General features: G+C 61.3%; 25 protein-coding genes. 12 read left to right on the top strand and 13 right to left on the bottom strand.

What is annotated here, in order from left to right; translation table 11 throughout:
- The 3 genes from KJQ96_RS29920 to KJQ96_RS29910 all read right to left on the bottom strand — a co-directional run.
- Positions 1–142: Hpt domain-containing protein (locus KJQ96_RS29920; protein WP_213289953.1), on the bottom strand; the 142-nt coding region annotated here is incomplete at its 3' end.
- A gap of 201 nt (positions 143–343) precedes the next feature.
- Entirely contained in the window at positions 344–529 is a 186-nt protein-coding gene (locus KJQ96_RS29915; protein WP_213289948.1) for a hypothetical protein, read from the bottom strand.
- Between the two features lie 230 nt (positions 530–759).
- Complete coding sequence (locus tag KJQ96_RS29910) at positions 760–1,176, bottom strand: response regulator (protein ID WP_213289947.1); 417 nt, start codon at positions 1,174–1,176, stop codon at positions 760–762.
- Between the two features lie 463 nt (positions 1,177–1,639).
- Here KJQ96_RS29910 and KJQ96_RS29905 point away from each other — a divergent pair, with 463 nt between their 5' ends.
- The 3 genes from KJQ96_RS29905 (at position 1,640) to KJQ96_RS29895 (ending at position 3,400) form a co-directional block, all read left to right on the top strand.
- Positions 1,640–2,365: a Crp/Fnr family transcriptional regulator gene (locus tag KJQ96_RS29905; RefSeq protein ID WP_213289946.1), complete on the top strand. Its 726-nt coding sequence runs from the start codon at positions 1,640–1,642 to the stop codon at positions 2,363–2,365.
- A gap of 270 nt (positions 2,366–2,635) precedes the next feature.
- Positions 2,636–3,028 carry a response regulator gene (locus KJQ96_RS29900; RefSeq protein ID WP_213289945.1) on the top strand — a complete coding sequence of 131 codons (393 nt, stop codon included), beginning with the start codon at positions 2,636–2,638 and terminating at the stop codon, positions 3,026–3,028.
- A 126-nt stretch (positions 3,029–3,154) separates the two neighbouring features.
- A complete protein-coding gene (locus KJQ96_RS29895) occupies positions 3,155–3,400 on the top strand; it encodes a hypothetical protein (RefSeq protein WP_213289944.1) in 246 nt (81 codons plus the stop codon).
- Positions 3,401–3,422: 22 nt separating this feature from the next.
- Here the strand turns inward: KJQ96_RS29895 and KJQ96_RS29890 are convergent, their stop codons facing one another.
- The gene (locus KJQ96_RS29890) at positions 3,423–4,457 is read right to left on the bottom strand and encodes an aldo/keto reductase (RefSeq protein ID WP_213289943.1); all 1,035 of its coding nucleotides are present in this window, start codon (positions 4,455–4,457) and stop codon (positions 3,423–3,425) included.
- 11 nt (positions 4,458–4,468) lie between these two features.
- Entirely contained in the window at positions 4,469–5,650 is a 1,182-nt protein-coding gene (locus tag KJQ96_RS29885) for an MFS transporter (protein ID WP_213289942.1), read from the bottom strand.
- Between the two features lie 101 nt (positions 5,651–5,751).
- Between KJQ96_RS29885 and KJQ96_RS29880 the strand changes: the two genes are divergently transcribed.
- Positions 5,752–6,738 carry a LysR family transcriptional regulator gene (locus KJQ96_RS29880; RefSeq protein WP_213289941.1) on the top strand — a complete coding sequence of 329 codons (987 nt, stop codon included), beginning with the start codon at positions 5,752–5,754 and terminating at the stop codon, positions 6,736–6,738.
- 236 nt (positions 6,739–6,974) lie between these two features.
- Here the strand turns inward: KJQ96_RS29880 and KJQ96_RS29875 are convergent, their stop codons facing one another.
- From KJQ96_RS29875 to KJQ96_RS29855, 5 genes are all read right to left on the bottom strand, one after another.
- The gene (locus tag KJQ96_RS29875) at positions 6,975–7,133 is read right to left on the bottom strand and encodes a hypothetical protein (protein ID WP_213289940.1); all 159 of its coding nucleotides are present in this window, start codon (positions 7,131–7,133) and stop codon (positions 6,975–6,977) included.
- A gap of 182 nt (positions 7,134–7,315) precedes the next feature.
- Positions 7,316–7,867, bottom strand: coding sequence for a dihydrofolate reductase family protein (locus KJQ96_RS29870; protein ID WP_213289939.1), 552 nt, complete (start codon positions 7,865–7,867; stop codon positions 7,316–7,318).
- A gap of 17 nt (positions 7,868–7,884) precedes the next feature.
- The gene (locus tag KJQ96_RS29865) at positions 7,885–8,376 is read right to left on the bottom strand and encodes an SRPBCC family protein (protein ID WP_213289938.1); all 492 of its coding nucleotides are present in this window, start codon (positions 8,374–8,376) and stop codon (positions 7,885–7,887) included.
- Between the two features lie 41 nt (positions 8,377–8,417).
- Positions 8,418–8,840: a helix-turn-helix transcriptional regulator gene (locus KJQ96_RS29860; protein WP_213289952.1), complete on the bottom strand. Its 423-nt coding sequence runs from the start codon at positions 8,838–8,840 to the stop codon at positions 8,418–8,420.
- A gap of 181 nt (positions 8,841–9,021) precedes the next feature.
- Positions 9,022–10,209 (bottom strand): MFS transporter, encoded by a 1,188-nt coding sequence (locus tag KJQ96_RS29855; protein WP_309142483.1) that lies wholly within the window; start codon positions 10,207–10,209, stop codon positions 9,022–9,024.
- On the opposite strand from KJQ96_RS29855, the gene KJQ96_RS41815 reads away from it, so the two are divergent.
- Together KJQ96_RS41815 and KJQ96_RS41675 are read left to right on the top strand one after the other, a co-directional pair.
- Positions 10,178–10,300 (top strand): hypothetical protein, encoded by a 123-nt coding sequence (locus KJQ96_RS41815; protein WP_309142484.1) that lies wholly within the window; start codon positions 10,178–10,180, stop codon positions 10,298–10,300. The two genes, KJQ96_RS29855 and KJQ96_RS41815, sit on opposite strands and share 32 nt — an antisense overlap.
- Before the next feature lie 112 nt (positions 10,301–10,412).
- Positions 10,413–11,003 carry a LysR family transcriptional regulator gene (locus tag KJQ96_RS41675; protein ID WP_213289937.1) on the top strand — a complete coding sequence of 197 codons (591 nt, stop codon included), beginning with the start codon at positions 10,413–10,415 and terminating at the stop codon, positions 11,001–11,003.
- Between the two features lie 165 nt (positions 11,004–11,168).
- Here the strand turns inward: KJQ96_RS41675 and KJQ96_RS29845 are convergent, their stop codons facing one another.
- The 3 genes from KJQ96_RS29845 to KJQ96_RS29835 all read right to left on the bottom strand — a co-directional run bounded on the left by KJQ96_RS29845 (position 11,169) and on the right by KJQ96_RS29835 (position 13,526).
- Complete coding sequence (locus KJQ96_RS29845) at positions 11,169–11,735, bottom strand: response regulator transcription factor (RefSeq protein ID WP_375293217.1); 567 nt, start codon at positions 11,733–11,735, stop codon at positions 11,169–11,171.
- A gap of 483 nt (positions 11,736–12,218) precedes the next feature.
- Positions 12,219–12,425 carry a hypothetical protein gene (locus tag KJQ96_RS29840; RefSeq protein ID WP_028348539.1) on the bottom strand — a complete coding sequence of 69 codons (207 nt, stop codon included), beginning with the start codon at positions 12,423–12,425 and terminating at the stop codon, positions 12,219–12,221.
- 96 nt (positions 12,426–12,521) lie between these two features.
- A complete protein-coding gene (locus tag KJQ96_RS29835; RefSeq protein ID WP_213289935.1) occupies positions 12,522–13,526 on the bottom strand; it encodes a glycoside hydrolase family 3 N-terminal domain-containing protein in 1,005 nt (334 codons plus the stop codon).
- Between the two features lie 425 nt (positions 13,527–13,951).
- Here KJQ96_RS29835 and KJQ96_RS29830 point away from each other — a divergent pair, with 425 nt between their 5' ends.
- The 6 genes from KJQ96_RS29830 to KJQ96_RS29805 all read left to right on the top strand — a co-directional run bounded on the left by KJQ96_RS29830 (position 13,952) and on the right by KJQ96_RS29805 (position 21,534).
- Positions 13,952–14,623, top strand: coding sequence for a tetratricopeptide repeat protein (locus KJQ96_RS29830; RefSeq protein ID WP_213289934.1), 672 nt, complete (start codon positions 13,952–13,954; stop codon positions 14,621–14,623).
- A 17-nt stretch (positions 14,624–14,640) separates the two neighbouring features.
- Complete coding sequence (locus tag KJQ96_RS29825) at positions 14,641–15,846, top strand: efflux RND transporter periplasmic adaptor subunit (RefSeq protein WP_213289933.1); 1,206 nt, start codon at positions 14,641–14,643, stop codon at positions 15,844–15,846.
- Positions 15,847–15,851: 5 nt separating this feature from the next.
- The gene (locus KJQ96_RS29820) at positions 15,852–17,090 is read left to right on the top strand and encodes an ABC transporter permease (protein WP_213289932.1); all 1,239 of its coding nucleotides are present in this window, start codon (positions 15,852–15,854) and stop codon (positions 17,088–17,090) included.
- Positions 17,087–17,806, top strand: coding sequence for an ABC transporter ATP-binding protein (locus KJQ96_RS29815; protein WP_213289931.1), 720 nt, complete (start codon positions 17,087–17,089; stop codon positions 17,804–17,806). The genes KJQ96_RS29820 and KJQ96_RS29815 overlap by 4 nt, the downstream gene beginning before the upstream one ends.
- A gap of 295 nt (positions 17,807–18,101) precedes the next feature.
- Positions 18,102–19,520, top strand: coding sequence for a cytochrome P450 (locus tag KJQ96_RS29810; protein WP_213289930.1), 1,419 nt, complete (start codon positions 18,102–18,104; stop codon positions 19,518–19,520).
- A gap of 22 nt (positions 19,521–19,542) precedes the next feature.
- Positions 19,543–21,534 carry a hypothetical protein gene (locus KJQ96_RS29805; RefSeq protein ID WP_213289929.1) on the top strand — a complete coding sequence of 664 codons (1,992 nt, stop codon included), beginning with the start codon at positions 19,543–19,545 and terminating at the stop codon, positions 21,532–21,534.
- Positions 21,535–21,545: the final 11 nt, after the last annotated feature.

Genomic DNA, 21,545 nt, shown 5'->3' with positions numbered 1-21,545 from the left:
CCTTGATGGTGTGGACCAGGCGGAAGATGTTATCCAGGATCTTCGCGTCGCTCGGGTCCTGCTCGAACCGCACCAACTGATTGTCGACCGTATCCAGGCTCTCATTGGTCTCCGTCAGGAACTCCCGCAACAGGTCATCCATATGAGCACGCCTTCCAAAGATTCAGAAACTGGTCGCCTCTCAGGCATAACCTTTCGGGTTTCATAGCCACGTTAATTTCACTGTCCGTGCTAATACGGATAAGGTGAATAATGTCGTTACGAGCTGGCGCACCGGCGTGCTCGGGGCGCCGACCGGGACGCGGCAACGACAGCTGAGAGCCTCGACGATAAACGGGCGACGTCACCGGCTGGCGGTTTTATGGAAGAGCGCGCGGCGAAGATCGAAGCGGTCAGGCCGCAAGGTCAAGGTTTTGCCGGAGAGGCGGCCGGGGGCCGCAGTGCGGTTGGCGGTGAAGCTGGTGCCGGCTCTGGGGTTACCGGTGAGTCCGAGCGACGAGAGCGCGCTGCCGGTACCGATGATCGACATGCCGCTCCGTACAAATATGCGAGACCAAGAAACCCTTAGCCAATTTCATTTATGGTAAACAAGATCTTACCGACGCAGGCCGCGGTTTCATTGCAGGCCTTCCGACTGCGGATACGGCATCGTCGATCAATCGCGAGAGGCACTGATGACTGCACGACGTTCGATGGAACACTCGATCGCATCGAAGAGATTGCCAACGCGCATCGCGATGACGCTGGACCGGCTGGCAGCTAGTCCGACTGAACGACACCTAGGAAATGGGACCGGGCTTCGGCGAGACATTCGTTAACGACCGCCAGCAGAGCCTCCGGCGTGAACGGCTTGCGCAGGCAGCGCGCGGCACCGAGCTCAAGCGCCATGCGCAAGAAATCCGGCGCCGGCGAGTCGAGATTGGCAAAGGCGTATCCCGACATTGCAACGAGCGGGATCGCCGGCGCACGCTCGTGAAAAATCCTGATCGATTCGAAGCCGCGCATGTGCGGCATGAAGATATCGACGAGCATCAGGTCGAAGCCGGTGTCTTCCAGCGCACGGAGCCCGGCTTCGCCGCCATCGGCTACCGTCACCTCAAAGCCGTGACGTTCGAGATAGACCTCGATGGCCGTGCAGACCATGGGATCGTCATCGACCACCAAGATGCGACGCATGACCCATCTCCTCGCGGCGTAGGACGCGCTCCGTCCACCGGTCCTGCGGTTTCATAAGGGGAACCCGCCGGCCGATCGTGCGATAATAATCTTGCGAACCAGTGCACTATCGCATCTCCGTCGAAAACCGGCCGCTCTGTCTGCCCTCTACAGTGTATAAGGTCAGTTCCACAACCTGGGCTGATCGGATTGGGAATTTGTAGCCAGCCTGCCACACGGCAACTCGCCGCGGCCGCTGCTTCGAAGATGTTCGCAAGGTTGCCGGCGGTGAGTTCGCATCGCTGTGCTTGCAGCGCGAAGCGTCGGAGCGGGTCAAAGCCCACCTGGCCGGGCCGATGCGCCGGCGCCATCAATCTCGTTCGCCAGTTTTTCTTGCTAATATAATGTGCAAGGATCATCCTGCAGTTCGGACTGTAGACAGCAGACGGCAGAGACCGGCTTGGCCGTAAGGCAGGAGACTGCTTTGGATTCAGCCCCTCGTTCTCCGAATGGATTTTTGTCCTCGCTGACCGCGGACGATTTCGAATTGATCCGCCCGCATCTGCGCGCCACCGATCTCAGCCAGGAAATGGTGCTGGTCGAAGTCGACGAAACGCTCAAGCGTGCGTATCTTCCGCACAAGGGCGTCATCTCGCTGGTCGTGAAGCTCGCGCGCGGCGAGCACGTCCAGATCGCGATGATCGGCCGCGACAGCATCTTCGGTGCATTCGCTGCCCTCGGCGACCCCGTGGCGTTGAATACCGCCGTGGTGCTGGTGCCGGGCGCGGCCTCGACGATCGATCTCGACCAGCTTCGTGCTGCCGCCGACCAGAGCGCGACGTTGCGTACCGCACTGACGCGGCATGGCCTCGCCGTCTATGCGCAAATCCAGCAGACCGCCGGCTGCAATGCCTCGCATACGGTGGAATCCCGGCTGGCGCGATGCCTGTTGCATACACGCGACCTCTCCGGCAGCGACAAGCTGGTCCTGACCCAGGAAGCGATGGCCCAGATGATCGGCGCACGGCGCAACAGCGTTTCGCTGGTGGCCCATACGCTGCAGCAGGCGGACTTCATCCACTACAGCCGGGGGCATATCGAAATCACCAACGCGGACGGTCTGATCAAGACGTCCTGCGAATGCTACGCGACGGTCAAGGCGCAGTACACGAGGCTGCTGCATCCGCGCATCCACAGCGAGGCTGCGTAATCGCTTCCTGCCATCGACCACGGCGGCAGCCCGATCTGAGATACGCATCGCATCGCCGTTGCGCGCAAAGATTGCGGCGGTCCTCTACTTCACCGTAATACTACGGCCAATCGCGGCTTCTGCGACGTTTCAGTCCCACGGGCGCTTAACGCGCTGTTCAACGAGCCCTGATAGTTGTCACGGTGCTGACGGGTGCGGGTTCGAGACTCTTTCGCGTGCAACGCGCATTCACCTTGGTTCGGCGGCATATTGTTTGCGCGGAGTACGACCATGGCTTTTGATCTGTCGATGCCGATCCTGGTGGTCGATGACTACAGCACCATGATCCGCATCATCCGCAACCTTCTCAAGCAGCTCGGATTCGAGAATGTCGACGAGGCCAGCGATGGATCGGCTGCGCTCGCCAAGATGCAGACCAAGCGATACGGCCTCGTGATCTCCGACTGGAACATGGAGCCGATGACCGGTTACGACCTGCTCAGGGAAGTCCGCGCCAGCCCGGAACTCTCCAAGACGCCGTTCATCATGATCACCGCCGAATCCAAGACCGAAAACGTGATCGCCGCGAAGAAGGCCGGCGTCAACAATTACATCGTCAAGCCGTTCAACGCCGCAACGCTGAAGACCAAGATGGAAGCGGTGTTTCCCGACGCAGCCGGCTGATATCATCATCCCGGAAAGCGCGCTGCGCACCGCAGACGCGCAGTTAGCCGTACTACTACGGTTTGAGATTTTCACCTCCGGATAACGTTGACTGAGGATAGTTGCGTGGACCAAGGGAGTGCCCTCATGTTCACGTTTGAAACGAGCGATCAGAAAGAAGTGCGGCGTCTCCGTATCGCCCAGTTCAATGGCAGGACTGCAATTGTGCGCTCGGCCGGATCGGCGGTCACTGGCCACGTTCGATCGATCGTGGAAAGCAAGTCGAGCGTTCCGGCGGCGTGGACCATCACGATCATCCCGGAAGAGCCCAAGCCGACGCGCTCGTCGCGGCCCGCGGCGCGCAATCGCTCCTTGATGGAAGACTTCTGCTGAACGGCAGCCCGATCGCGCAGGATCATACGGGCTTGGGATTGAGACGGGCGAATCCAGCCTGAGTCCGATACGGATAATAGGGATAGGCCGGCATGACGCCGCTGGCCGCGTCCAGCCGCCGTATCTGCTCCTCGCTCAGCGACCAGCCAACCGCACCAAGATTGTCGCGGAGCTGTGCCTCGTTACGGGCGCCGACGATCACCGAGCAAACGGTCGGCCGAGTCAGGAGCCAAGCGATCGCAATCTGCGGCACACTCTTCCCGGTTTCGTCCGCGACTTCGTCCAAGACATCAATCACGCGATAGAGCCGCTCGTCCTCGACCGGCGGGCCCCATTGCGCCGTCTCGTGAAGGCGACTGTCCTTCGGCAGTGGCTGACCACGCCGGAGCTTGCCGGTGAGCCGGCCCCAACCGAGCGGGCTCCACACCAGAGCACCAACGCCCTGGTCGAGCCCAAGCGGCATCAGCTCCCATTCGTAGTCGCGTCCGACGAGGGAATAGTAGACCTGATGCGCCACATAGCGCGGCCAGCCGTGACGCCCGGCTAAGTCGAGTGATTTCATCACCTGCCAGCCGGAGAAATTGGAGACGCCGACATAGCGCACCTTGCCGGCACGCACCAACACATCGAGCGTGTAGAGCACTTCTGCAATGGGTGTGCCCGCATCGAATGCGTGGAGCTGCAGCAGGTCGATGTAGTCCGTGCCCAGCCTTCTCAGGGACGCATCGATGGCGCCGAGCAGGCGGCGACGAGATGAGCCGGCGTCAAACGGACCATCACCCATCGGCAAGCTTGTCTTTGTCGAGATCAATAGTTTGTCGCGGCGGCCTTTGATCGCTGCACCCAGTATCTCTTCGGACGCGCCGTTCGAATAGACATCGGCAGTGTCGAACAGCGTAACTCCGCGGTCGAGACAGATGTCGATCAGCCGCCGTGCTTCCTCGGCATTCGAGCGGCCCCAGGCAGAGAAGAGCGGGCCTTGGCCGCCGAACGTGCCTGCGCCGAAACTCAGGACCGGCACCTTCAAACCCGAGGCGCCGAGATTACGATATTCCATGATCTACACTCCTATTCTGCGGGACACGTGATCGGCGTTGCGGACCTCCGGTCGAGCCGCAGGCTCCAGAATGCCAGCGCGAGACCGAGGGTCGTGATAACCGCTGCGACCACCGGCAAGGCGGCGAGGCCAAGACCGCGATCGATGGTCACGCCGCCAACCCAGGCGCCGAGCGCGTTGCCAAGGTTGAAGGCGGCGATGTTCAGGCTGGAAGCAAGGTTCTGCCCGGCCGCTCCTGCCTTCTCGATCACGCGAATCTGGAGCGGCGCGACGGTAGCGAAAGCTGCCGCGCCGAGCAGGCCGACCAGCAGCACGGCCGGCGCCTTGGCGGAGAGCGCAAGCGCAAGCACGACGAGGACGACGACGAGACCGGCAAGGGTTCCGAGCAGAGCACGCGGCAAGCCACGATCTGCAAGCCGCCCCCCAGCGATGTTGCCGACCGACAGCCCGACACCGAATACGAGGAGGATCGGCGAGACAGCGGCTTCCGAAAACCCGGTGATCTTGGTGAGGATCGGCTGAATATAGGTGAAGACGGTGAAAAGACCGGCGAAGCCAAGCACGGTCATCGCCAACCCGAGCTGCACCTGTGGCCGGGCGAGCACCGTCAGCTCTTCGCGCAGCGAAGTGTTCTCGTCGTTGCGGCCCACATGGTTCGGCACAAGCAGGGCAAGCACGATGAACGCGACGACGCCGATCGCCGCCACGGCCCAGAACGCAGACCGCCAGCCGAACAACAGGCCGAACCAGGCACCGAAAGGCACACCAAGCAGCGTGGCGGCCGTCAGGCCCGTAAACATCATCGCGATCGCCGAGGCCCGCTTGTCTTTTGCGACAAGCCCTGTCCCCACAACCGACCCGACGCCGAAGAAGGTACCGTGCGCGAGCGAGGTCAGAACGCGCGCCGCCATCAGCGCGGCATAGCTGGGCGCGACTGCGCAAGCGGCATTTCCGAGCGTGAAGATTGCCATCAACCCCAGCAGCACCGTTTTTCTCGGCATTCTGCGCGTGGCGAGCGTCAGGATCGGTGCGCCGGCGAAAACCCCGAGCGCGTAGCCGGAAATCAACAGGCCGGCGGTCGAGACGGAGACCTGCATGTCGGCCGCGACCTGTAGCAGCAGACCCATAATGATGAACTCGGTCGTGCCGATACCGAAGGCGCCAGCGGTAAGGGCGAGGACGGCAACAGGCATGGTTTCGGCTCCCGGACCAGCAGTGACCGGCCAATAATGGTGCGTTGCGTCATCTGGAACTAGAGGGCGACAATTCCATTCATTTATGAGATGAATTCATCATGCCTCGCCTCGAAACCAACCGTGCCGCCGAGATGGAAGTGTTCGTGCGGGTCGTCGACCTCAGCGGATTCACTGCGGCGGCACGCGACTTCAAGCTGACACCTTCGGGCGTCAGCAAGCTTGTGTCGCGGCTCGAAGCGCGGCTCAGCACACGCCTCATCAACCGCTCAACGCGTAAGCTGCAGCTCACGCCCGAGGGGCAAGCCTTCTACGACCGGGCCATGCGAATTCTAGCCGATATGGATGAGGCCGAGCGCGAGGCATCGGCCGGCGCCTGTCCCCGCGGCCATCTCCGGGTCAATAGCAACGTCCCGTTCGGGATGCGTCACGTGATGCCGCTAGTGCCTCTCTTCCTTGCACAGAACCCAGAGGTCACCCTCGACATCATGCTCTCGGACACGGTCATCGACCTGTTGGAAGAGCGCGCCGACATCGCCATACGTGTGGGCCCGCTTCGGGAATCGAGCCTCGTGACGCGCAAGCTCGGTACGAGCCGAATGGCCGTTGTGGCATCGCCGGACTATCTTGCGCGGCACGCAGCTCCTCGCACTCCAGGCGATCTTGCGCGCCATAAAGGCATCGGCTGGACCTTCTCGCGCATCGTCGAGGGCTGGCCGTTTCGTAAGGGCAAAGGCATTGAGTCATTGTCACCTCCGCCTGTTGCGCGGGCAAGCGATGGCGAGGCCGCGCGGCTTCTCGCTCTCGGCGGCGCGGGGCTTGCGCGCCTTGCCCTGTTTCATATCGGTCCCGATATCGAGGCGGGCCGTCTCGTGCCTGTTCTGGAAGATTTCAATCCAGGTGACTGCGAAGATATTCATGCCGTCTATCTAGGCCAGGGCGGTCCTCTGCCTGCCCGTGTGCGCGCGTTCATCGACTTTCTGGGCGATCACATCCGCATCGACAGCGCCAGCCTCGCGCGCGGTCGCCAGGGGAAATGGAAAGTGGCAGTTCCCAACGCACATGGCCGGCCGCGGGACGCTCGATGATTGCGATGAACTTCGCCTGCTACTCGCGCGCATTACCGTCGGTCGATCGACGCATATGGCGTCTCATAGCAAACAACGGCCAAGTTGGGTGCAGACACGGCTCTTGCATCCGAAGAATTCGGAGGCCGTTACGACGACGTTTACCAACTATCGCAAGCACGGATTTGGTATGGGGCGCCTGCGACCGGACAGGGACCATGCCGCTACTCTACGTTCCGACAATTTACGTGCTGATGTCAGGCTGCCGCCCGTTTCATTGCGCGCCGTGCTTGTTTGGGCGACGGAATCAGAAGGTTGGCCGGCGTGACGTCGAGCACGGCGCCGCTCCACCAGGCAAGCGCACGGATCGCGCGGTTTTGCAGCCAGGCGAAGAAGGTCAGCGCGCCGAGCAGCACAATCGCGGTCTATCGCAGATCCGCATGGTTCGGTCATAGCGCCACGGCGAACGAGTAGTGCCCACCTTCATCGGCCGTGGCGCGGTATTTCCGCCGAATGCCGCCATTGCTGCGATCTTCTCCGCCCTGATGCGATGATGATTCAAGTCCGTCGGAGAGCCCGACCTGTCGCGGCCCGTTCGCTACCCGCCCACTGCATAAGTCAAGATCACCCCACCGATCTTGAGCGGGCGCGCGCTTTCGAGACACATCTTGACCTGCTGGTCCTGCGGCTTGAAGAGGGGATTGCCCCCGCCCAGTACCACCGGGGCGACGCAAACGCGGTATCCGTCGACGAGTCCGGCGGAAAGGAGCGAGGCGAGCAGATCCGCGCTGCCGAACACGTAGATGTCCTTGCCGTCCTCCGCCTTGAGACCCCTGACCGCCTCGACCGCATCCCCCTTCAGGAGCCGCGTGTTGTTCCATGTCGCCTTGTCGAGCGTGCGGGTCGCTACCGCCTTTTCGACCGAGTTCATCATGTCGGCCACCGCCCCGGTCGCTGTGGCCCAGTGGCTGGCCATGCCCTCATAGGTCCGCCGTCCGAAAAGCAGCGTGCCGATCTCCCTGCCCTGCTCGAGCGAGAACGCCTCCAACTCGTCTCCCCAGATCGTCTCAAGGAAGCCGAGGTCCCACGGGCTTTTACCCTCGAAATAGCCGTCGAGCGTCATCGCGTTCCAAACCACCAAACGTCGCATTGCGTGTCTCCTCTGCTTCAGCCCTTCAGGGCATCGACATGGCGCGCGAGCTTTTCGAGCGTCTGGTAACCATACTCGACTGCACCGAAGCCGATGCCCGCGTCGCGCTGCGCCTTGGTTTGATGCAACTGACGCAACGTAATCACGGTCTTGCTGTCGCTCTGTTCGTCGAAAGTGATGGTTGTCCGGAACCGCCCCGGATCGTCATCGCTGTCCATTCCGTGATCGAACTCGATCAGAGTCGGTCGTTCGATACGACGGAATATCATCCGGTTGGTGAAGCGCTGGCCATCAGGTGCGATCATGTCGAAGCGCCACAGACCGCCGACGCATATGTCGATCTCCTTGGTCTCGATTTTAAAACCGGTTGGCCCGAACCAGTTCGGCAGATGTTTCGGGTCGGTCCAGGCAGAAAACACAACGTCGCGCCGCGCATCTATTACCCGCGAGAGAACGATTTCGCGATCGAGCGCCCATTGCGAGAGCGCGGCGTTGGTGGACGAGGTCATGATCAAATCCTTTAGATTCGGATGGGCATGTGACAGGAGTGTCAATGACGCTTTCGAACTCCCGGAGATCGTGGCCGCAGCGAGGGGCGCCCGCCGCTTGCGGAACTCAATCGTTTCGACCTTCGCTTCCGGGGCTTCTTCTCAATTGTCTTCACATAAGCCTCGAGCCGATCCAGGCGCGCCTCCCAAACCGCACGCTGCTCAGCCAGCCAACGTTCAGCGTCGGTCATGGCGGCCGGCTTCAACCGGCAGGTGCGAACGCGCCCACTCTTCTGAGATTCCACGAGACCGACGGCCTCAAGCACCCGGACGTGCTTCATAAGGCTCGGCAGCGCCATGTCGAATGGTTGGGCGAGTTCCCCGATCGAGGCCTCGCCCTCGCCCAGACGCTCAAGGAGCGCTCTTCTGGTTGGGTCCGCAAGAGCGCCGAACACAAGGTCAAGACTCGATGATAAGTTATCCATACGGCTAACTATATTTACGCGCCCGAGGGCTGTCAATAATAGTTATCCGTATGGCTTACTAATCGTGCAAAAGGAGATGCCGCCTGTGACGACATACGCTAGCGAATTGCGGAACGCTTTTTTGGAAGCCGCAGCCCGATCGATGCTGCATGATCTCGCCGGTTGACGCGCAGGCTCCGCGTCAAGCCGACAATATCTGTTGTCGACTTGCCGCCAATCGCCTCGGCAGCGTGCGCCGGTGTAGCAGCCAGGCTGCGATCGCCATGTTCATGATGTTCCAGGCGATGCCATTGACCAGCGCCGCTGCATAGGAGCCGGTCCAGTCGTAGATCGCACCGGCCAGCCAGCCGCCTAGCGCCATGCCGGCGAGAGTGACCGAGATGGCGAGGCTGACGCGAAGACCGGCCTCCTGCGCCGGGAACAGCTCGCGAATGATCACCGCATAACTCGGAACGATGCCACCCTGCGCCAAGCCGAAAATGGCGGAAACGACGTAGAGCGAGACCAGCCCGTTGAACGGCAGATAAAGCGCGAGGGCGATGGCCTGCATCGCCGAGCCCACCAGCAAGGTCGGCAGCCCGCCGATGAAGTTCAACACCCAGCCGAAGATCAGACGGCTCGCCACACCAAAGCCGAGCATGACCGCGAGCATCTCGGCGCCGCGCGCAGGGCCGTATCCCAGATCGCCGCAGTAGGCGACCAAGTGGACCTGCGGCATCGACATGGCGACGCAGCAGCACAGGCCGGCGAAGCCCAGCAAACTTTGGGTAACGCTCGGAGCCAGGCCTATGGCTTGGTGGGTACTGCCGGTGCTCGCCGCTTCGGGCGTAGCCTTGTGGAATACCGGCCGCCGCCGCAGCAGAACCAGCGAGAGCGGCAGCATCGTCGCCAGGCAGAATAGGCCGATGCCGATATGGGTCTGCCGCCAGCCGACCGCAGCGATGAAGTGTTGAATGATTGGTGGCCAGACCACGCCGGCAAGGGAGCTGCCGACGGTAGCCAGGGAAATGGCAAGGCCGCGGTGCCGATCGAACCAAAGCGAGGCGTCGGCCACCAAGGGCGCGAAGCTCGCCGCGCCGCCGAGGCCGATCGTGACGCCGGAGACAACCGCGAAGACGAGCAGGCTCGGAGCGGACGCAGTGAGGACGTAGCCGAGACTCATCAGGATCGTGCCCCCGGCGAGGGGCGGCAAGATGCCGAATCGATCTGCCAATCGGCCGACAATGATGCCGCCGATCATGAAGCCGATGGTAGTGAGTGTATAGGGCAGCGTCGCGTCGGCGCGAGGCGCGTTGAAATCGGCTTGCACTGCCGGCAGCGCCACCACGAGAGACCACATGCCCACGCAACCAAGTGTGCTGAGGGTGATGGAGACAACGAGGCGAGTCCAGGAATATGAAGTCTCGATCGACGGCAGTTCAGGCGGCACGATGGCAGGCTTCCTCGAGGCTTGCGTCTAAGTCGGCCATAGGTACGGCCTGCCTTAACCCGCGACAAAGCAGGATTTCTCTTTTGTAGAACGAGCGAAACTCATGCACCCTGCGGCCCTGTCGCATAGCACCGGACTCGGCCATGACGTATCTGCTGCCGCCACTCAATGCCCTGCGCGCCTTTGAGGCCGCCGCCCGCCATCTCAGCTTCAAGCAGGCCGCCCACGAGCTGCACGTCACTGCCGGTGCCGTCAGCCAGCAGGTCCGCCTGCTGGAGGAGCGGTTAGGTGTGCAACTATTCGAGCGGCGAACGCGGCAGGTGATCCTGACTTCTGCCGGGGAAACCTATCTGACGCGGGTACGTCAGGCGTTTCGTTGCCTCGCCGACGCCACTGCCGAACTCAGGCCTGAGGGCGTCACAAGTCTGCTGCATATCGGGGTACATGCGGGTTTCGACCTTGATGGATTGCGGACGCGCCTGGCGCAGTTCCGCCAGGCCGAGCCGCAGGTAGCCATTCGCCTCAGCCAGCCGGCGGGCTTGGACGAACTGCTCGAGGGCAAGGTCGATGTGGTGATCGCGGAAAGGCTGCGGCGGTATCCTGGCTATAGGTGCGAACCTATAGAGAGTGGCTTTCTGATCGGCCCGCTCGGCACAGCGGATTGTCCGGAGATCGAAACGCTGCGCTCATGCCTGCTTGGCCATGTTGAGCTTGAGCCCGCTGCCACAACCTAGGCGCCACTGGTCGTCGACCTGCAAGCTCGGCCTTCTGGGCATCCAAGCCTTTCCTTTCCGCCTGAACGCGGCGACGGGTCTGAGCCGGGCGCGCAAGCCTCCCGATTCCGGCGGCGCAAAGCCGCGCCGATCAGCCGCGCATCGCAGGCATCGCCTCGGGAAGAATCAGGCGGGCTGCAGCAGCGCCTTGCGAACCAGATCCGCGGTGTTGCGGGCGCCAAGCTTGCGCATGGCCTCGGCGCGATGGCTCTCGAATGTCCTTGGGCTGATATTCATCCGCAAAGCGCCTTGCTTGTTGGAGCAACCTTCGCTGATCAGGCTCAGCACCTCGCGCTCGCGCCTGGTCAGAGGCTTCTGGCCTGACCCCGGGGCCAACATCAGGCCCGGCCTGCGGGCGCCATCCGCGGAGCGGCCGGCCTGGCCCTCGCCCGCCTGCTTGCGAACGCCGTCGGACGTCGGATGATTGTCCGACATCTGCTTCACCAGCGCGCAGACGCGTTCGGTTTGCTGAAGCGCGTTCTCCACCACCTGCTGCAGGTAGAGCCGGTTGCCGGATCCTTGCGAAAGCTGGTGGCTGTGCTGCTTGATCTCATTCATGTAGAGCAGCAGCGCCGTCAGCGGTCCGTTCAACTGCCGGGCGATCGCCGCTGCCGCCTCTTCCGCGGCACGCGAGCGCGCGGCGGATAGCTGGACGATCTCAGGATTCTCTTCGAGAGGTGTGAGGTTTTCCATCCACTTCGTGAAGTGCGAATCAGCGGCGCTATGATCTTGTCCCGACATATAACTAATTTATCGACCCCACCCTCTTTCATGGTTAATTTCTTAACCGGTAAGAATACGGAGAAATCCGCCGGCGCGTCTCGCCGCCGGACTGAATCGGGCTGAAACTATCCGAAATCAGATGATTTCGGCCGAAACCCATGGTCCGAGCATGAATCCCGTAGCGCGCCAGCCCGTACTTTAACGGTGACGGCATTTGCTTTGTTAATAGCTCTCAACCGTCTCGATGTGTTTCCCGTCGGCGCCCGGGCATCTCTCCGCCTCGACGCCCATTCCGCGCGACGGCATGCTCGCGGCATCGCACTAACGGATACGTTCGGCTGAGAGATCGTTCGGCCGGAAAGTGAGGCCAAGACTACGCACCGGGTTCTATCCGACCTACGATCACAAGGCGATCGGCACCGCAGCGCACGAGAAGGCGCGGTAGGCTTGAGGTCAGCCGAGCCTGGAGATCTGCTCCTCGGTCACGACGCGCTCGACATTCTCGGATTTGCTCCTGATGCGATAGCGCGGGCGGCCGTCGGCTTCGATCGGCAGGCAGGAAACGATGGTGTAGACGCTTCGTTCCTTCGCCACGGCGCGCCCCTGAGGCCCCTGCTGCTGGTGATGGACGTCGTCGTTGATCGCGAAATTATGGGCCATCGTCGGTCTTTCCGCTGAAAAAGCGCTTGTAGTCTCAACGGCCTGGCAACGCAACACATTGTCCGCCTGGTATGCTTCGGATTTTGGGGGCATGCGTCAGGCCGTCAGGAGCGCCTTTCGCTTGCCGACACGCGCGATCGATCTCTCGATCGCCGAACCGGACAAGGTTCCCTCGCGCAGGCTGTCTGCGATGTATTCGGCAATCCCGGCCATCTCCTGTTCCTGATCGAACAAATTGTTGCCGATGCAGAGCATGTCCATGCCGGCTTTGAGCGATTGCAGGCTGGCTTCCCGCGTGCCTAACGCCTTCTGCAATCCCTGCATCTGCATGTCGTCGGTGATCAAGAGCGTATCCGGAAGGCGCTTGCGCAAGCGGCCAAGCCCCAGCGCCGACAGCGTCATCGGGCAATGGTCGTCCCATTGTCTGACGATGGCGTGGCTGACCAGCACCGCATCGCCGAACATTGTTGGCGCAAGCGAATAGAATAGCTCTTCCTGCTCACCGCGAAGGGTTTTGGAGATATCCATGAATTCCTGATGCGAATCCACCACCGCGCCGCCGATGCCAGGGAAATGCTTCAGGCACAAGCCGATGCGCTGCGCCCGCGCCACCTCGCTTGCCAGCAACGCATTGGCTTCCACCTCAGCGATGTCGGCGGAATAGGAACGCTTGATCCTACCGATATTGGGGTTGTCGGGATTGTAGTCGACATCGATGACCGGCGCGACATCATAGTGGATGCCGAGCCGCCGCATCTCGGCAAAGCTCGTGGTGAGGATCGCGTGCTTTTGATCCGGTGCCAGGAGATTGAATTCCCTCGCGCTGGGAAGCGGCGCAAACCCGCGGCTTTCCTTCAGCCGCCGCACCAATCCACCTTCCTGGTCGATGAACACCATCGGTCCCGACGGCAGCGCTGATATCTCCGCGCAGAGGCGTTGCACCTGTTCAGGCGATTCAATGTTGTTGTCGTATTCTCGCGTCCGACAGGAATAATCAAACAGGATCACCCCGCCGAGACCGTAGCGGGCCGCAAATTCCTTCAGCCAATCCGGAACGATCTTGCCGAAGAAGCCGAGAATGAAGAGTTCGCCGATAGACATGCTGGCAGCTCCAGGAGCAATCCTGCCAATACTGCGTCCTGAAGTCGACCATCTTGGTCGCAATTGCACCAACGCATTCACGTTAGGCGCCACGCCTTAGGTTCCAGCCACGGCGAGCTGGATATGTGATGGGTCGCACATTTGTCAGCGCGCGAATGAGCTAGGCTTTTGTTCGCGAGAGGTGCTGTGGCCAAGCGCGGCTTAGAACGCTTCTGGGGCGAAAGACACAAGCTGAAGGCGTGTACGCAATGTGGCGCATTCTGAATTTCCCATCGATCGATCCAGTCTCAATCCGCTCATGGCAGCCGGGCGTTCGTGACGCGATTTCGAGGCCCATGAAGCGAGCCGTCGTCGTTATGGCTTGCTGCCTCGCTGTGCTGACGGACCCCCACGCAGCTCTCGCCGACGCCGCGTCCGATCGGGACATGGCCACTCGCTACGAGCAGGCAGCGCAAGCGGGCGATGATGAGGCCCAGTTCTATCTCGGGGCGCTCTATTCGTCAGGCGTCGGTCGTCCGCGCAGCGACCAGGAGGCATTTCGCTGGACCTTGCGCGCGGCCGATCAGGGGCATGCGCACGCCATGCTGATCGTTGCCGGCCTCTACGCGAGCGGGCGCGGCGTAGCGAAGGATAATGTGAAGGCCTATTCCTGGGCTCACATCGTCGCTTCCGCGAGCAAGCTCGACGAGGACCGCAACGGTGCGCGGCAACTGATGTCCCTTCTCATGAAGAAGATGACGAGCGACGAGATCGGCCGTGCCGTGGTGGCCGCAAGAGAATGGCGCGCCGTTCGGATTGCCGGCGCGCCCAGGGACTCCGTCAAGGCTTCTGACAAGGCTTCGAAAATCGAAAGAGCGCTAGACAACTCGGACCAACCCGCGCCGGCCGCGCCTCCACCTCCACCCGCCGTCGTGCAGTCAGCGCCCGCCGCCACGCCGCCGCCTGCTGTCTCGCAGCCGGCGCCGTCCAACATCACGGTATTGCCGACATCTCCCAAGGCCTCATCGGCAGCTCCAATGAAGCATGCAAGGAAAGAAGATGTTCGTGATCTGCTCGACCAGGTTCCATCGGGCCTGCGCAAGCGGTTTGGCTTCTAAGTCAGGGGACGCGCGCCATGAAACTGCAGCATCTGATCGCAACCGGAATTCTGGCCGTCGCCACGGCAGGGGCTGGCTATTACGCCTATCCCCACTTGCTTCGTGCACCGTTGGTGACCACCAGCATTGCGAGCCTCGCCCCGGTTTCCGAAGCGGTTTACGGAACCGGCACCGTCGAGCCCGAGCGCTGGGCCAAAGTGGTGCCGTTGCAGCGCCGCCGGCTGGTCGAGCTTTGCAGATGCGAGGGACAGGTGGTGAAGGCCGGTCAGGTCCTCGGCCGCCAGGACGACGCCGAGGAGCGCAGCGCGCTGGATCAGATGGAGATCAATCGCGGCCAGCTCGAACGCGATCTGGCGCGCGCCGAGAAGGATCGCGACAAGAGCGACGCCGCGCGCACCGAATACGAGCAGCGCTGGACCAAGCTCGAGGAAACAAAATCGCGGATCGCCGCGCAGAAGGTACGTCTCGATTCGCTGCTGCTGAGAGCTCCGCTCGACGGCATGGTGCTGCGGCGCGACGGCGAGGTCGGCGAGATCGCCGGCCCCACCGACGTCTTGTTCTGGGTTGGACCGCCTGCGCCGATGCAGGTCGTAGCCGAAATCAATGAGGAGGAAATCAACCGCATCGCGGCCGGCCAGAAGGCTTTTCTGCGAAGCGAGGCTTTCCCCGGAAGGGCCCTGCGCGCCACGGTCTCCCAGATCACGCCGAAGGGCGACCCGACCCGCAAAACCTTCCGCGTCTATTTGCGGCTGCCACAGGATACGCCGCTGCGAATTGGCATGTCGGCCGAGGTCAATATCATCTTCCGCGAGAAGCAGGCGGCCATTGTCGTACCGGCAGAGGCCGTCGCGGCCGGTTCGGTTCAGATGGTCGATGACGGCCGGATCAAACGTGTGCCGGTGACGGTCGGCATCCGCGGCAACCGCAACGTCGAGATCCTCGGCGACATATCCAAGGGCACGCCTGTGCTTTCGCCCGCCCGCAACGATCTCGCCGATGGCGCCAGGATTCGTATCGACAGCAACTCGGCCAAAGCTGTGGAGCCGGCGCCCACGAGTGAACCGACCGATCAGCCAGCCGGGACACCCGAATCTGTCGCCGTAGCTTCGGCCACCACGGCTCCTTCGGATCCTGATGATGCAGTGATCTCGGCAGCCATGACCGCCCACATTGATTCCGTCGTCAACGACGCCCGTCGCAACCTCATCAGCAACAGCCGGTAAGCGCCGTGAAACTTCTGTTCAACATCGCATGGACCCATGTCAGCGCCCGGGTACGCCAGACTCTGGTGGGTATGGCCGGCGTCGCCATGGGCGTCGGCTTCACCATCATGATGGCCGGCCTGATGCAGGGCTCGCAGATCGATTTCCTGCGGCAGCTCGTCGACACCATGCCGCACATCACGGTCGATGATGAACGGCGCTCCGTGCCGACGCAACCCGCCGAGCAGGAATATGCGGCGGTCCAAATGGCCGACATCGCCAATGTCGGCAAGCGTCCCGGCATCAAATATCCGGAATCGGTGATGAGCTCGCTGCGCTCCTGGATACCCGGCGACGTGGCGCCCTCGGTCGGGACCAGTGCGATCATCGATCATGGCGGTGCCCGCATCGGAATCACCTTGACCGGCATCGACCCTCGCCGTGAGGTGCAGGTCTCGAAACTCGGCTCGCAAATGCGCGAGGGAAAGCTCGACGATCTTTCACGCGCGCCGAACGGCATCATCGTCGGCGAGGCGCTCGCCGAAAAACTCGGCGTGAAAACCGGCAACACCGTCCTCCTGGTCGGCGGCCAGGGCACCCGACTGAATTCGACGGTGGCCGGGCTGTTTCGCTCCGGCTTGAAGCGCGTCGATGAGAGCCAGATCTATTCGCTGGCCGGGACGGCGCAGCTCATGATGGGGCAAAGCGGGGTCGTCAACCAGTTGCGGCTGCGGCTGAACGATCCGATGTCGGCGCAAAAGGTTGCCGCGCAAGTCGAAGCGCAGACCGGTTACAGGTCGGTGTCCTGGCAGGAAGCCAATGCCGACCTGCTGTCGACCTTTACCGTGCGCGATTTCATCGTGCTCACCGTGATGGGCGCGATGCTGCTGACATCGTCCTTTGCCACCTACAACATCATCTCGACGATCACGCACGAGAAGCGTCAGGACATCGCGATCATGAAATCGCTGGGCATGCGCGAGTATGCGGTGCGGCGGATTTTCATCATCGAATCCATCATTATCGGCGTGGTCGGCATCCTGTTCGGGTGGATCCTCGGTTACCTGCTCTGCTACGGCTGGTCGAAGATCACGATCTTCAATCCGCTGACCGGCACGACCGTTCCGCTGCAGATCTATTACTCTGCGATGCACTATGTGGTCGCCGGCGGCATTTCGCTGCTCTGCTGCGCAGGTGCGGCCTATTTCCCTGCACGCAAGGCAACGCGCGTGCATCCAGTCGACATCATCCGGGGGGCATCATGACCGAAGTCGCTTTGCAAGCGGTGGAGCTGGTTCGCCGCATCGAAGGCGTCGTTTCGCACACCCTCGTCAACGGCATTGATCTTGCTGTGAACAGGGGCGAATTCGTCGCCATTACCGGGCCTTCGGGATCGGGCAAATCGTCACTACTCTATCTCCTGGGCCTGCTCGATGCTCCCAGCGAAGGCGAGATTATGATCTGCGGCCAGCCGACCTCGAAATTGTCGGAGACGGAGCGCGCCGACGTTCGCCTGACCAAATGCGGTTTTGTGTTCCAGTTTCATTTCCTGCTGCCGGAGTTCACCTCGCTCGACAATGTGCTGCTGCCGATGCGCGCAGCCGGCAGGATGACCGAAGGCGAGATGCGCGAGCGCGGCCTTGCGCTGCTCGGTTCGCTTGGGCTTGGCGAGCACGCCAACAAGCGTCCCAACCAGCTCTCCGGCGGCCAGCGCCAGCGCGTCGCGATCGCCCGCGCGCTTGCCAACCGCCCCGAGATCATCGTCGCCGACGAGCCGACAGGCGCCCTCGACACAGCATCGACGGAACAGGTGTTTTCGATCCTCCGCGACATCGCCGACCAGGGCCAGACCGTGATCGTGGTAACCCACGATCCAGCACTCGCCGCCCGGGCCGACCGTCGCATCCACATCGTCGACGGCAAGATCGCGGAGATCATCGGACGGGGTGAAGGCGGGCGGGTGTGCGAGATGGCGAGTTAGTCGGAAGCTGGCGGCGCAGGAGCGATTGCTCCCCGCAAACGACAAGAAGCTCGACGAAATCATCGCCCATCGGGGCTACCGATTATACTTCCCTATCTGTGAACCAGTTCACAACAGCGGGCTGACGGACTGCGCTAGAAATTGTACTTGAGATCTGCTGCCGGCCCCGGCGCGCCCCAGGGAGACCAGGCTTGTAGCCCCGTGAATGTGGTCACTACAGAAATCGAGAGGATGATAGTCTAGCCTTTGGTGCCCTAATTCGTAGCTGCAATTGCTGCAAAGTTGAGGGGTGTCGATGATTTCAAACGTGTCCAAGCCGCTCTCTCAGGGCTTCACGCAGAATCGGCCTGCCTTGGGCGCATCATTGGCCGCGCGATTTGTTCAATCCGCGCTTCTTGCTTTGCGCCTGCGCCGCTACCGAATATTCTGCTGTGCGCTTTCGCACCTCTGGTTTCTAAAGGTCGCGTTTGCAATCCTCCGGCGCGTTCGACCGCTGATGATATTCAAGAAGACTCTCTTCGTCACCAAAGCCAGCGATGTGCGGGAGGTACTCGACCGCTTCGAGGATTTCACCCTCGGCGATTCCATCGCACCAGGGATGCCTTGGGGGGCATTTCTCATGACGGTCGACTGGACAGACCAGCACGCGGCCGAAAGGCAGCTACTTCAGAGCGTCGTCGCCCCCCTGCCCGACGTCGAGAGGATAAGGGCAATAGTCGCCGCGCGGTGCCGGGAACAAATCGATGCGGCACCTGGCGAGATCGATGTGGTGGCCGATCTCTTCGAACCTGTCGTAGTCAGTATTGCTTCGAATTATTTTGGCGTTCCGCCGCCGGGCGGGCGCGAGCGCGGCATGGCAAAGATCATGCGCGATCTCGCCGGGATCATCATGGTCAATCCTCCTGTCGGCTCGAAGCCTTGGATTCAATCGCGGGACAGCATCGCCGTTATCACCAGTCATGTGTCGGCAGAACTTGAAAGGAAGGCGGCTTCCCTCAAGACTGCGGATGCGGTGCTACCGGACGATCTTCTTACCCGGCTGTTGAGGCAGCTTCGAACTGGCTCCAGGCACGCATGGTTCGACGAAGACTGGATTCGTCGCTACATGACCGGACTTCTTGCAACCGGCGCGGCGACAATCGTGCGAGCCGCGGCCCATACTGTCGATCAGCTACTGGCTCACCCGGACGCGTTGAACCAGGCACGCGCGGCGGCGCGGGAGCTTGAGCGGCAGGAGGATTTGAAGCGGCATAATCTGGACGAGAATCTGGACGCCCGTGTAGAGCAAGCGCGGTGCGCGCTAAGGCATTACATCTATGAGGCGCTGCGCTTCCGGCCGATGCTTCCGCTTCTGCTCCGCGATACCCCACGCGAGACGGTTATTGCGTCGGGCACCAAGCGCGCTCGCCTGATACCAGCCGGTACGCGCGTGATAGCGCCGCCTCTGGCGGCGATGTTTGACCCGGAGGTATTTCCCGAGCCATCGCATTTCTTGGCTTCGCGTCCCCTGGAAAGCTATCTCCACTTTGGACAGGGGCCGCGACAATGTTTCGGCAGATATATTGCCGAGACAGCACTGATGGAAATTGTCCGAGCACTTCTCTTGCTTCCCGATTTGGTCCGGAAGCCCGGTGCGAGTGGCCGCTTGGCTTACGAAGGACCTGCTGCATCATCAATGATTGTGACATTCTCGAAAGTTCGCGCGATTTCATAACTATTACGGCGGGTTAATAATAATGCCGGCCTACACCACCATCATCACCTCCATCAAGGACTCCTGCGCCGATAGCTGCCGCGAATATCTTCGTGACCATGTGGATCCGGCCTGCACCAAGTCCGGTCCGCGATGCTCGCCCGAGTTCAGGTTCGACCTGATCCCGACACTGCACTTCTGCAGCTTCAGTATTCTCGACAAGGAAGACGAATTTGACGCCTATCTGGTGTTTGAAGCGACATTTGACGGCTCAAGGGAGGATTTTCTCTCTGATCTCCTGCGGCTCGCGCCCGATGGCATGCACGAGCTTTACAGCCATTGTGTCGGGTATCCGGTCTCGGGCCATGCCATCCCTCACATCACCAGAGAGTTCCTCTTGCGCCATGATGTGGGCGCCCACACGTTCTTCTGCGGCAGTCCCGGTCGCTCGGCTGTGCAGATCCAGGACGAGCACAGGCTTCGCACAGCCATCGTTGAACATCTTTCAACAGTCACGAGCACGATCCCACCGAGATTGAGTGGTCTTTTCGAAGACGTGCGCAGCTTCATACGCAGCAAGACGAATTATCGCTGGGCCGAACAGCCGCCTCCGGTGCCATGGGAAGTGAGATTTCGCCGGGCGATCGTCGCTGCGGCATTGGCTTTGGTTGCGATAACCGCCTGTGGCTTCGGTGTGGCGTTGGCCGCGCGGTTCGGCCTGGGGCCATTCTCGATGAACCGTTCGATATTGGCTATCTTGGCATGGACAAACCAGTTCGGCACCATCCTAGCCGCTGAGCTTGCGGTACTTCAGAACCCCTGGCTCGATGTCGCGCTGCAGGCAGCGGTCCCCTTAGTGGGCCTGAGCTTCATCTGGATACTTATTCGCTTTGGGGAGCTGCGTCTCAGCGGCTCGAGCAAACGCCCGCGCGATCAATCCTTTGCCCGGCGCTTTTTCCTGCACATTGCAATCATTCTCAGATCCGGGACGTTGGTCTTTCTTGCCGGAGCAACCGCACTGGCTTTTCTTGAGGCCTTGAAAACGTCGCCAGGATCCGGCAGCCTTCTTATGAGCCTGTTCCTTCTGGGCGTCGTCTTGCTGGCGTTGCTAGTGCTGCAGCATTACGCCACCACTCTGAAACTTTCCGCCCGGTTGACGAAGCTGACGCTCAGGCAAGAAGCGGAGCGGCGATTGCGGCTTGACCTTGTCAACTTCGGTCGCGCGATATCCGTCGCCTTCGGCATCCTTGTCATTGCACGCTACCTGCCTCTAACAATTAACGGCAATTTGGCCGATTTTTGTACGATTGTGGTTGAAGCCTCGCTGGTGATTGTCGCTTACGGAGTCATCGGAGCGCTGGCAGCATATGCGATCGGCTTCATCCTCTTTCTGGAGATACGAAGGAGGGAGCGGCGAGACAAACGGAAACTTGGCGACCCCGCAGAGCTCATGGCGAGGGCTCGCGTCAACGCCGCGAAATATGCGAGAGAAGAAAGCGGCAACAACGCACGCCAAAATCACCTTGCAAGCGTCACTCGTGTCAAGCCTGGCCTGTTCCGCATCTGCCTATTACGAGGGGCGCTCTTCGTCATTGGTCTTCTGTCCCGCTTCTGGTACAACCGCGGCGAGCTCGGAGGCATTCCAACCATCCTGTCCGCCCGTTGGGTATTGATAGATCGCGGCCGACGGCTGCTGTTCTTGGACAATTATGGCGGCGCCTGGGAAAGTTACCTGAACGAATTTATCGACATGACGGCGGTCAAAGGTCTGAACGCCATTTGGACCAATACTTTCGTCAAGGTGCACGGGCGAAGCTATGGTTTCCCCGAAACCAGGTTTCTCTTCTGGCGCGGCGCTCAGGCAGAACGCCCGTTCAAAGCTTACGTTCGCGAAAGCCAGATAGAGACAATCGCGTGGTACAGCGCATACCTGGCGTTGAGCGTAGTCAACATCAACGCCAATAGCCGGCTTAGACGGTCCTTGAGCAAATCACCGACCGCTCCAGAGATCGACACTGTTTTCCAAAACTTGTGAACGAGTGAGCC

The sequence above is a fragment of the Bradyrhizobium sp. sGM-13 genome, from assembly GCF_018398875.1.
Classification (GTDB): domain Bacteria; phylum Pseudomonadota; class Alphaproteobacteria; order Rhizobiales; family Xanthobacteraceae; genus Bradyrhizobium.
This window is presented reverse-complemented; position numbering and strand designations above follow the sequence as displayed.

What these genes read in the sequence shown, in the direction of transcription:
- KJQ96_RS29915 (WP_213289948.1), bottom strand. Translation starts at nt 529, where the DNA reads ATGTCGATCATCGGTACCGGCAGCGCGCTCTCGTCGCTCGGACTCACC.
- KJQ96_RS29910 (WP_213289947.1), bottom strand. Translation starts at nt 1,176, where the DNA reads ATGCGTCGCATCTTGGTGGTCGATGACGATCCCATGGTCTGCACGGCC.
- KJQ96_RS29900 (WP_213289945.1), top strand. Translation starts at nt 2,636, where the DNA reads ATGGCTTTTGATCTGTCGATGCCGATCCTGGTGGTCGATGACTACAGC.
- KJQ96_RS29895 (WP_213289944.1), top strand. Translation starts at nt 3,155, where the DNA reads ATGTTCACGTTTGAAACGAGCGATCAGAAAGAAGTGCGGCGTCTCCGT.
- KJQ96_RS29890 (WP_213289943.1), bottom strand. Translation starts at nt 4,457, where the DNA reads ATGGAATATCGTAATCTCGGCGCCTCGGGTTTGAAGGTGCCGGTCCTG.
- KJQ96_RS29885 (WP_213289942.1), bottom strand. Translation starts at nt 5,650, where the DNA reads ATGCCTGTTGCCGTCCTCGCCCTTACCGCTGGCGCCTTCGGTATCGGC.
- KJQ96_RS29880 (WP_213289941.1), top strand. Translation starts at nt 5,752, where the DNA reads ATGCCTCGCCTCGAAACCAACCGTGCCGCCGAGATGGAAGTGTTCGTG.
- KJQ96_RS29870 (WP_213289939.1), bottom strand. Translation starts at nt 7,867, where the DNA reads ATGCGACGTTTGGTGGTTTGGAACGCGATGACGCTCGACGGCTATTTC.
- KJQ96_RS29865 (WP_213289938.1), bottom strand. Translation starts at nt 8,376, where the DNA reads ATGACCTCGTCCACCAACGCCGCGCTCTCGCAATGGGCGCTCGATCGC.
- KJQ96_RS29860 (WP_213289952.1), bottom strand. Translation starts at nt 8,840, where the DNA reads ATGGATAACTTATCATCGAGTCTTGACCTTGTGTTCGGCGCTCTTGCG.
- KJQ96_RS41815 (WP_309142484.1), top strand. Translation starts at nt 10,178, where the DNA reads ATGCCCACGCAACCAAGTGTGCTGAGGGTGATGGAGACAACGAGGCGA.
- KJQ96_RS41675 (WP_213289937.1), top strand. Translation starts at nt 10,413, where the DNA reads ATGACGTATCTGCTGCCGCCACTCAATGCCCTGCGCGCCTTTGAGGCC.
- KJQ96_RS29845 (WP_375293217.1), bottom strand. Translation starts at nt 11,735, where the DNA reads ATGGAAAACCTCACACCTCTCGAAGAGAATCCTGAGATCGTCCAGCTA.
- KJQ96_RS29840 (WP_028348539.1), bottom strand. Translation starts at nt 12,425, where the DNA reads ATGGCCCATAATTTCGCGATCAACGACGACGTCCATCACCAGCAGCAG.
- KJQ96_RS29835 (WP_213289935.1), bottom strand. Translation starts at nt 13,526, where the DNA reads ATGTCTATCGGCGAACTCTTCATTCTCGGCTTCTTCGGCAAGATCGTT.
- KJQ96_RS29830 (WP_213289934.1), top strand. Translation starts at nt 13,952, where the DNA reads ATGGCCACTCGCTACGAGCAGGCAGCGCAAGCGGGCGATGATGAGGCC.
- KJQ96_RS29825 (WP_213289933.1), top strand. Translation starts at nt 14,641, where the DNA reads ATGAAACTGCAGCATCTGATCGCAACCGGAATTCTGGCCGTCGCCACG.
- KJQ96_RS29815 (WP_213289931.1), top strand. Translation starts at nt 17,087, where the DNA reads ATGACCGAAGTCGCTTTGCAAGCGGTGGAGCTGGTTCGCCGCATCGAA.
- KJQ96_RS29810 (WP_213289930.1), top strand. Translation starts at nt 18,102, where the DNA reads ATGATTTCAAACGTGTCCAAGCCGCTCTCTCAGGGCTTCACGCAGAAT.
- KJQ96_RS29805 (WP_213289929.1), top strand. Translation starts at nt 19,543, where the DNA reads ATGCCGGCCTACACCACCATCATCACCTCCATCAAGGACTCCTGCGCC.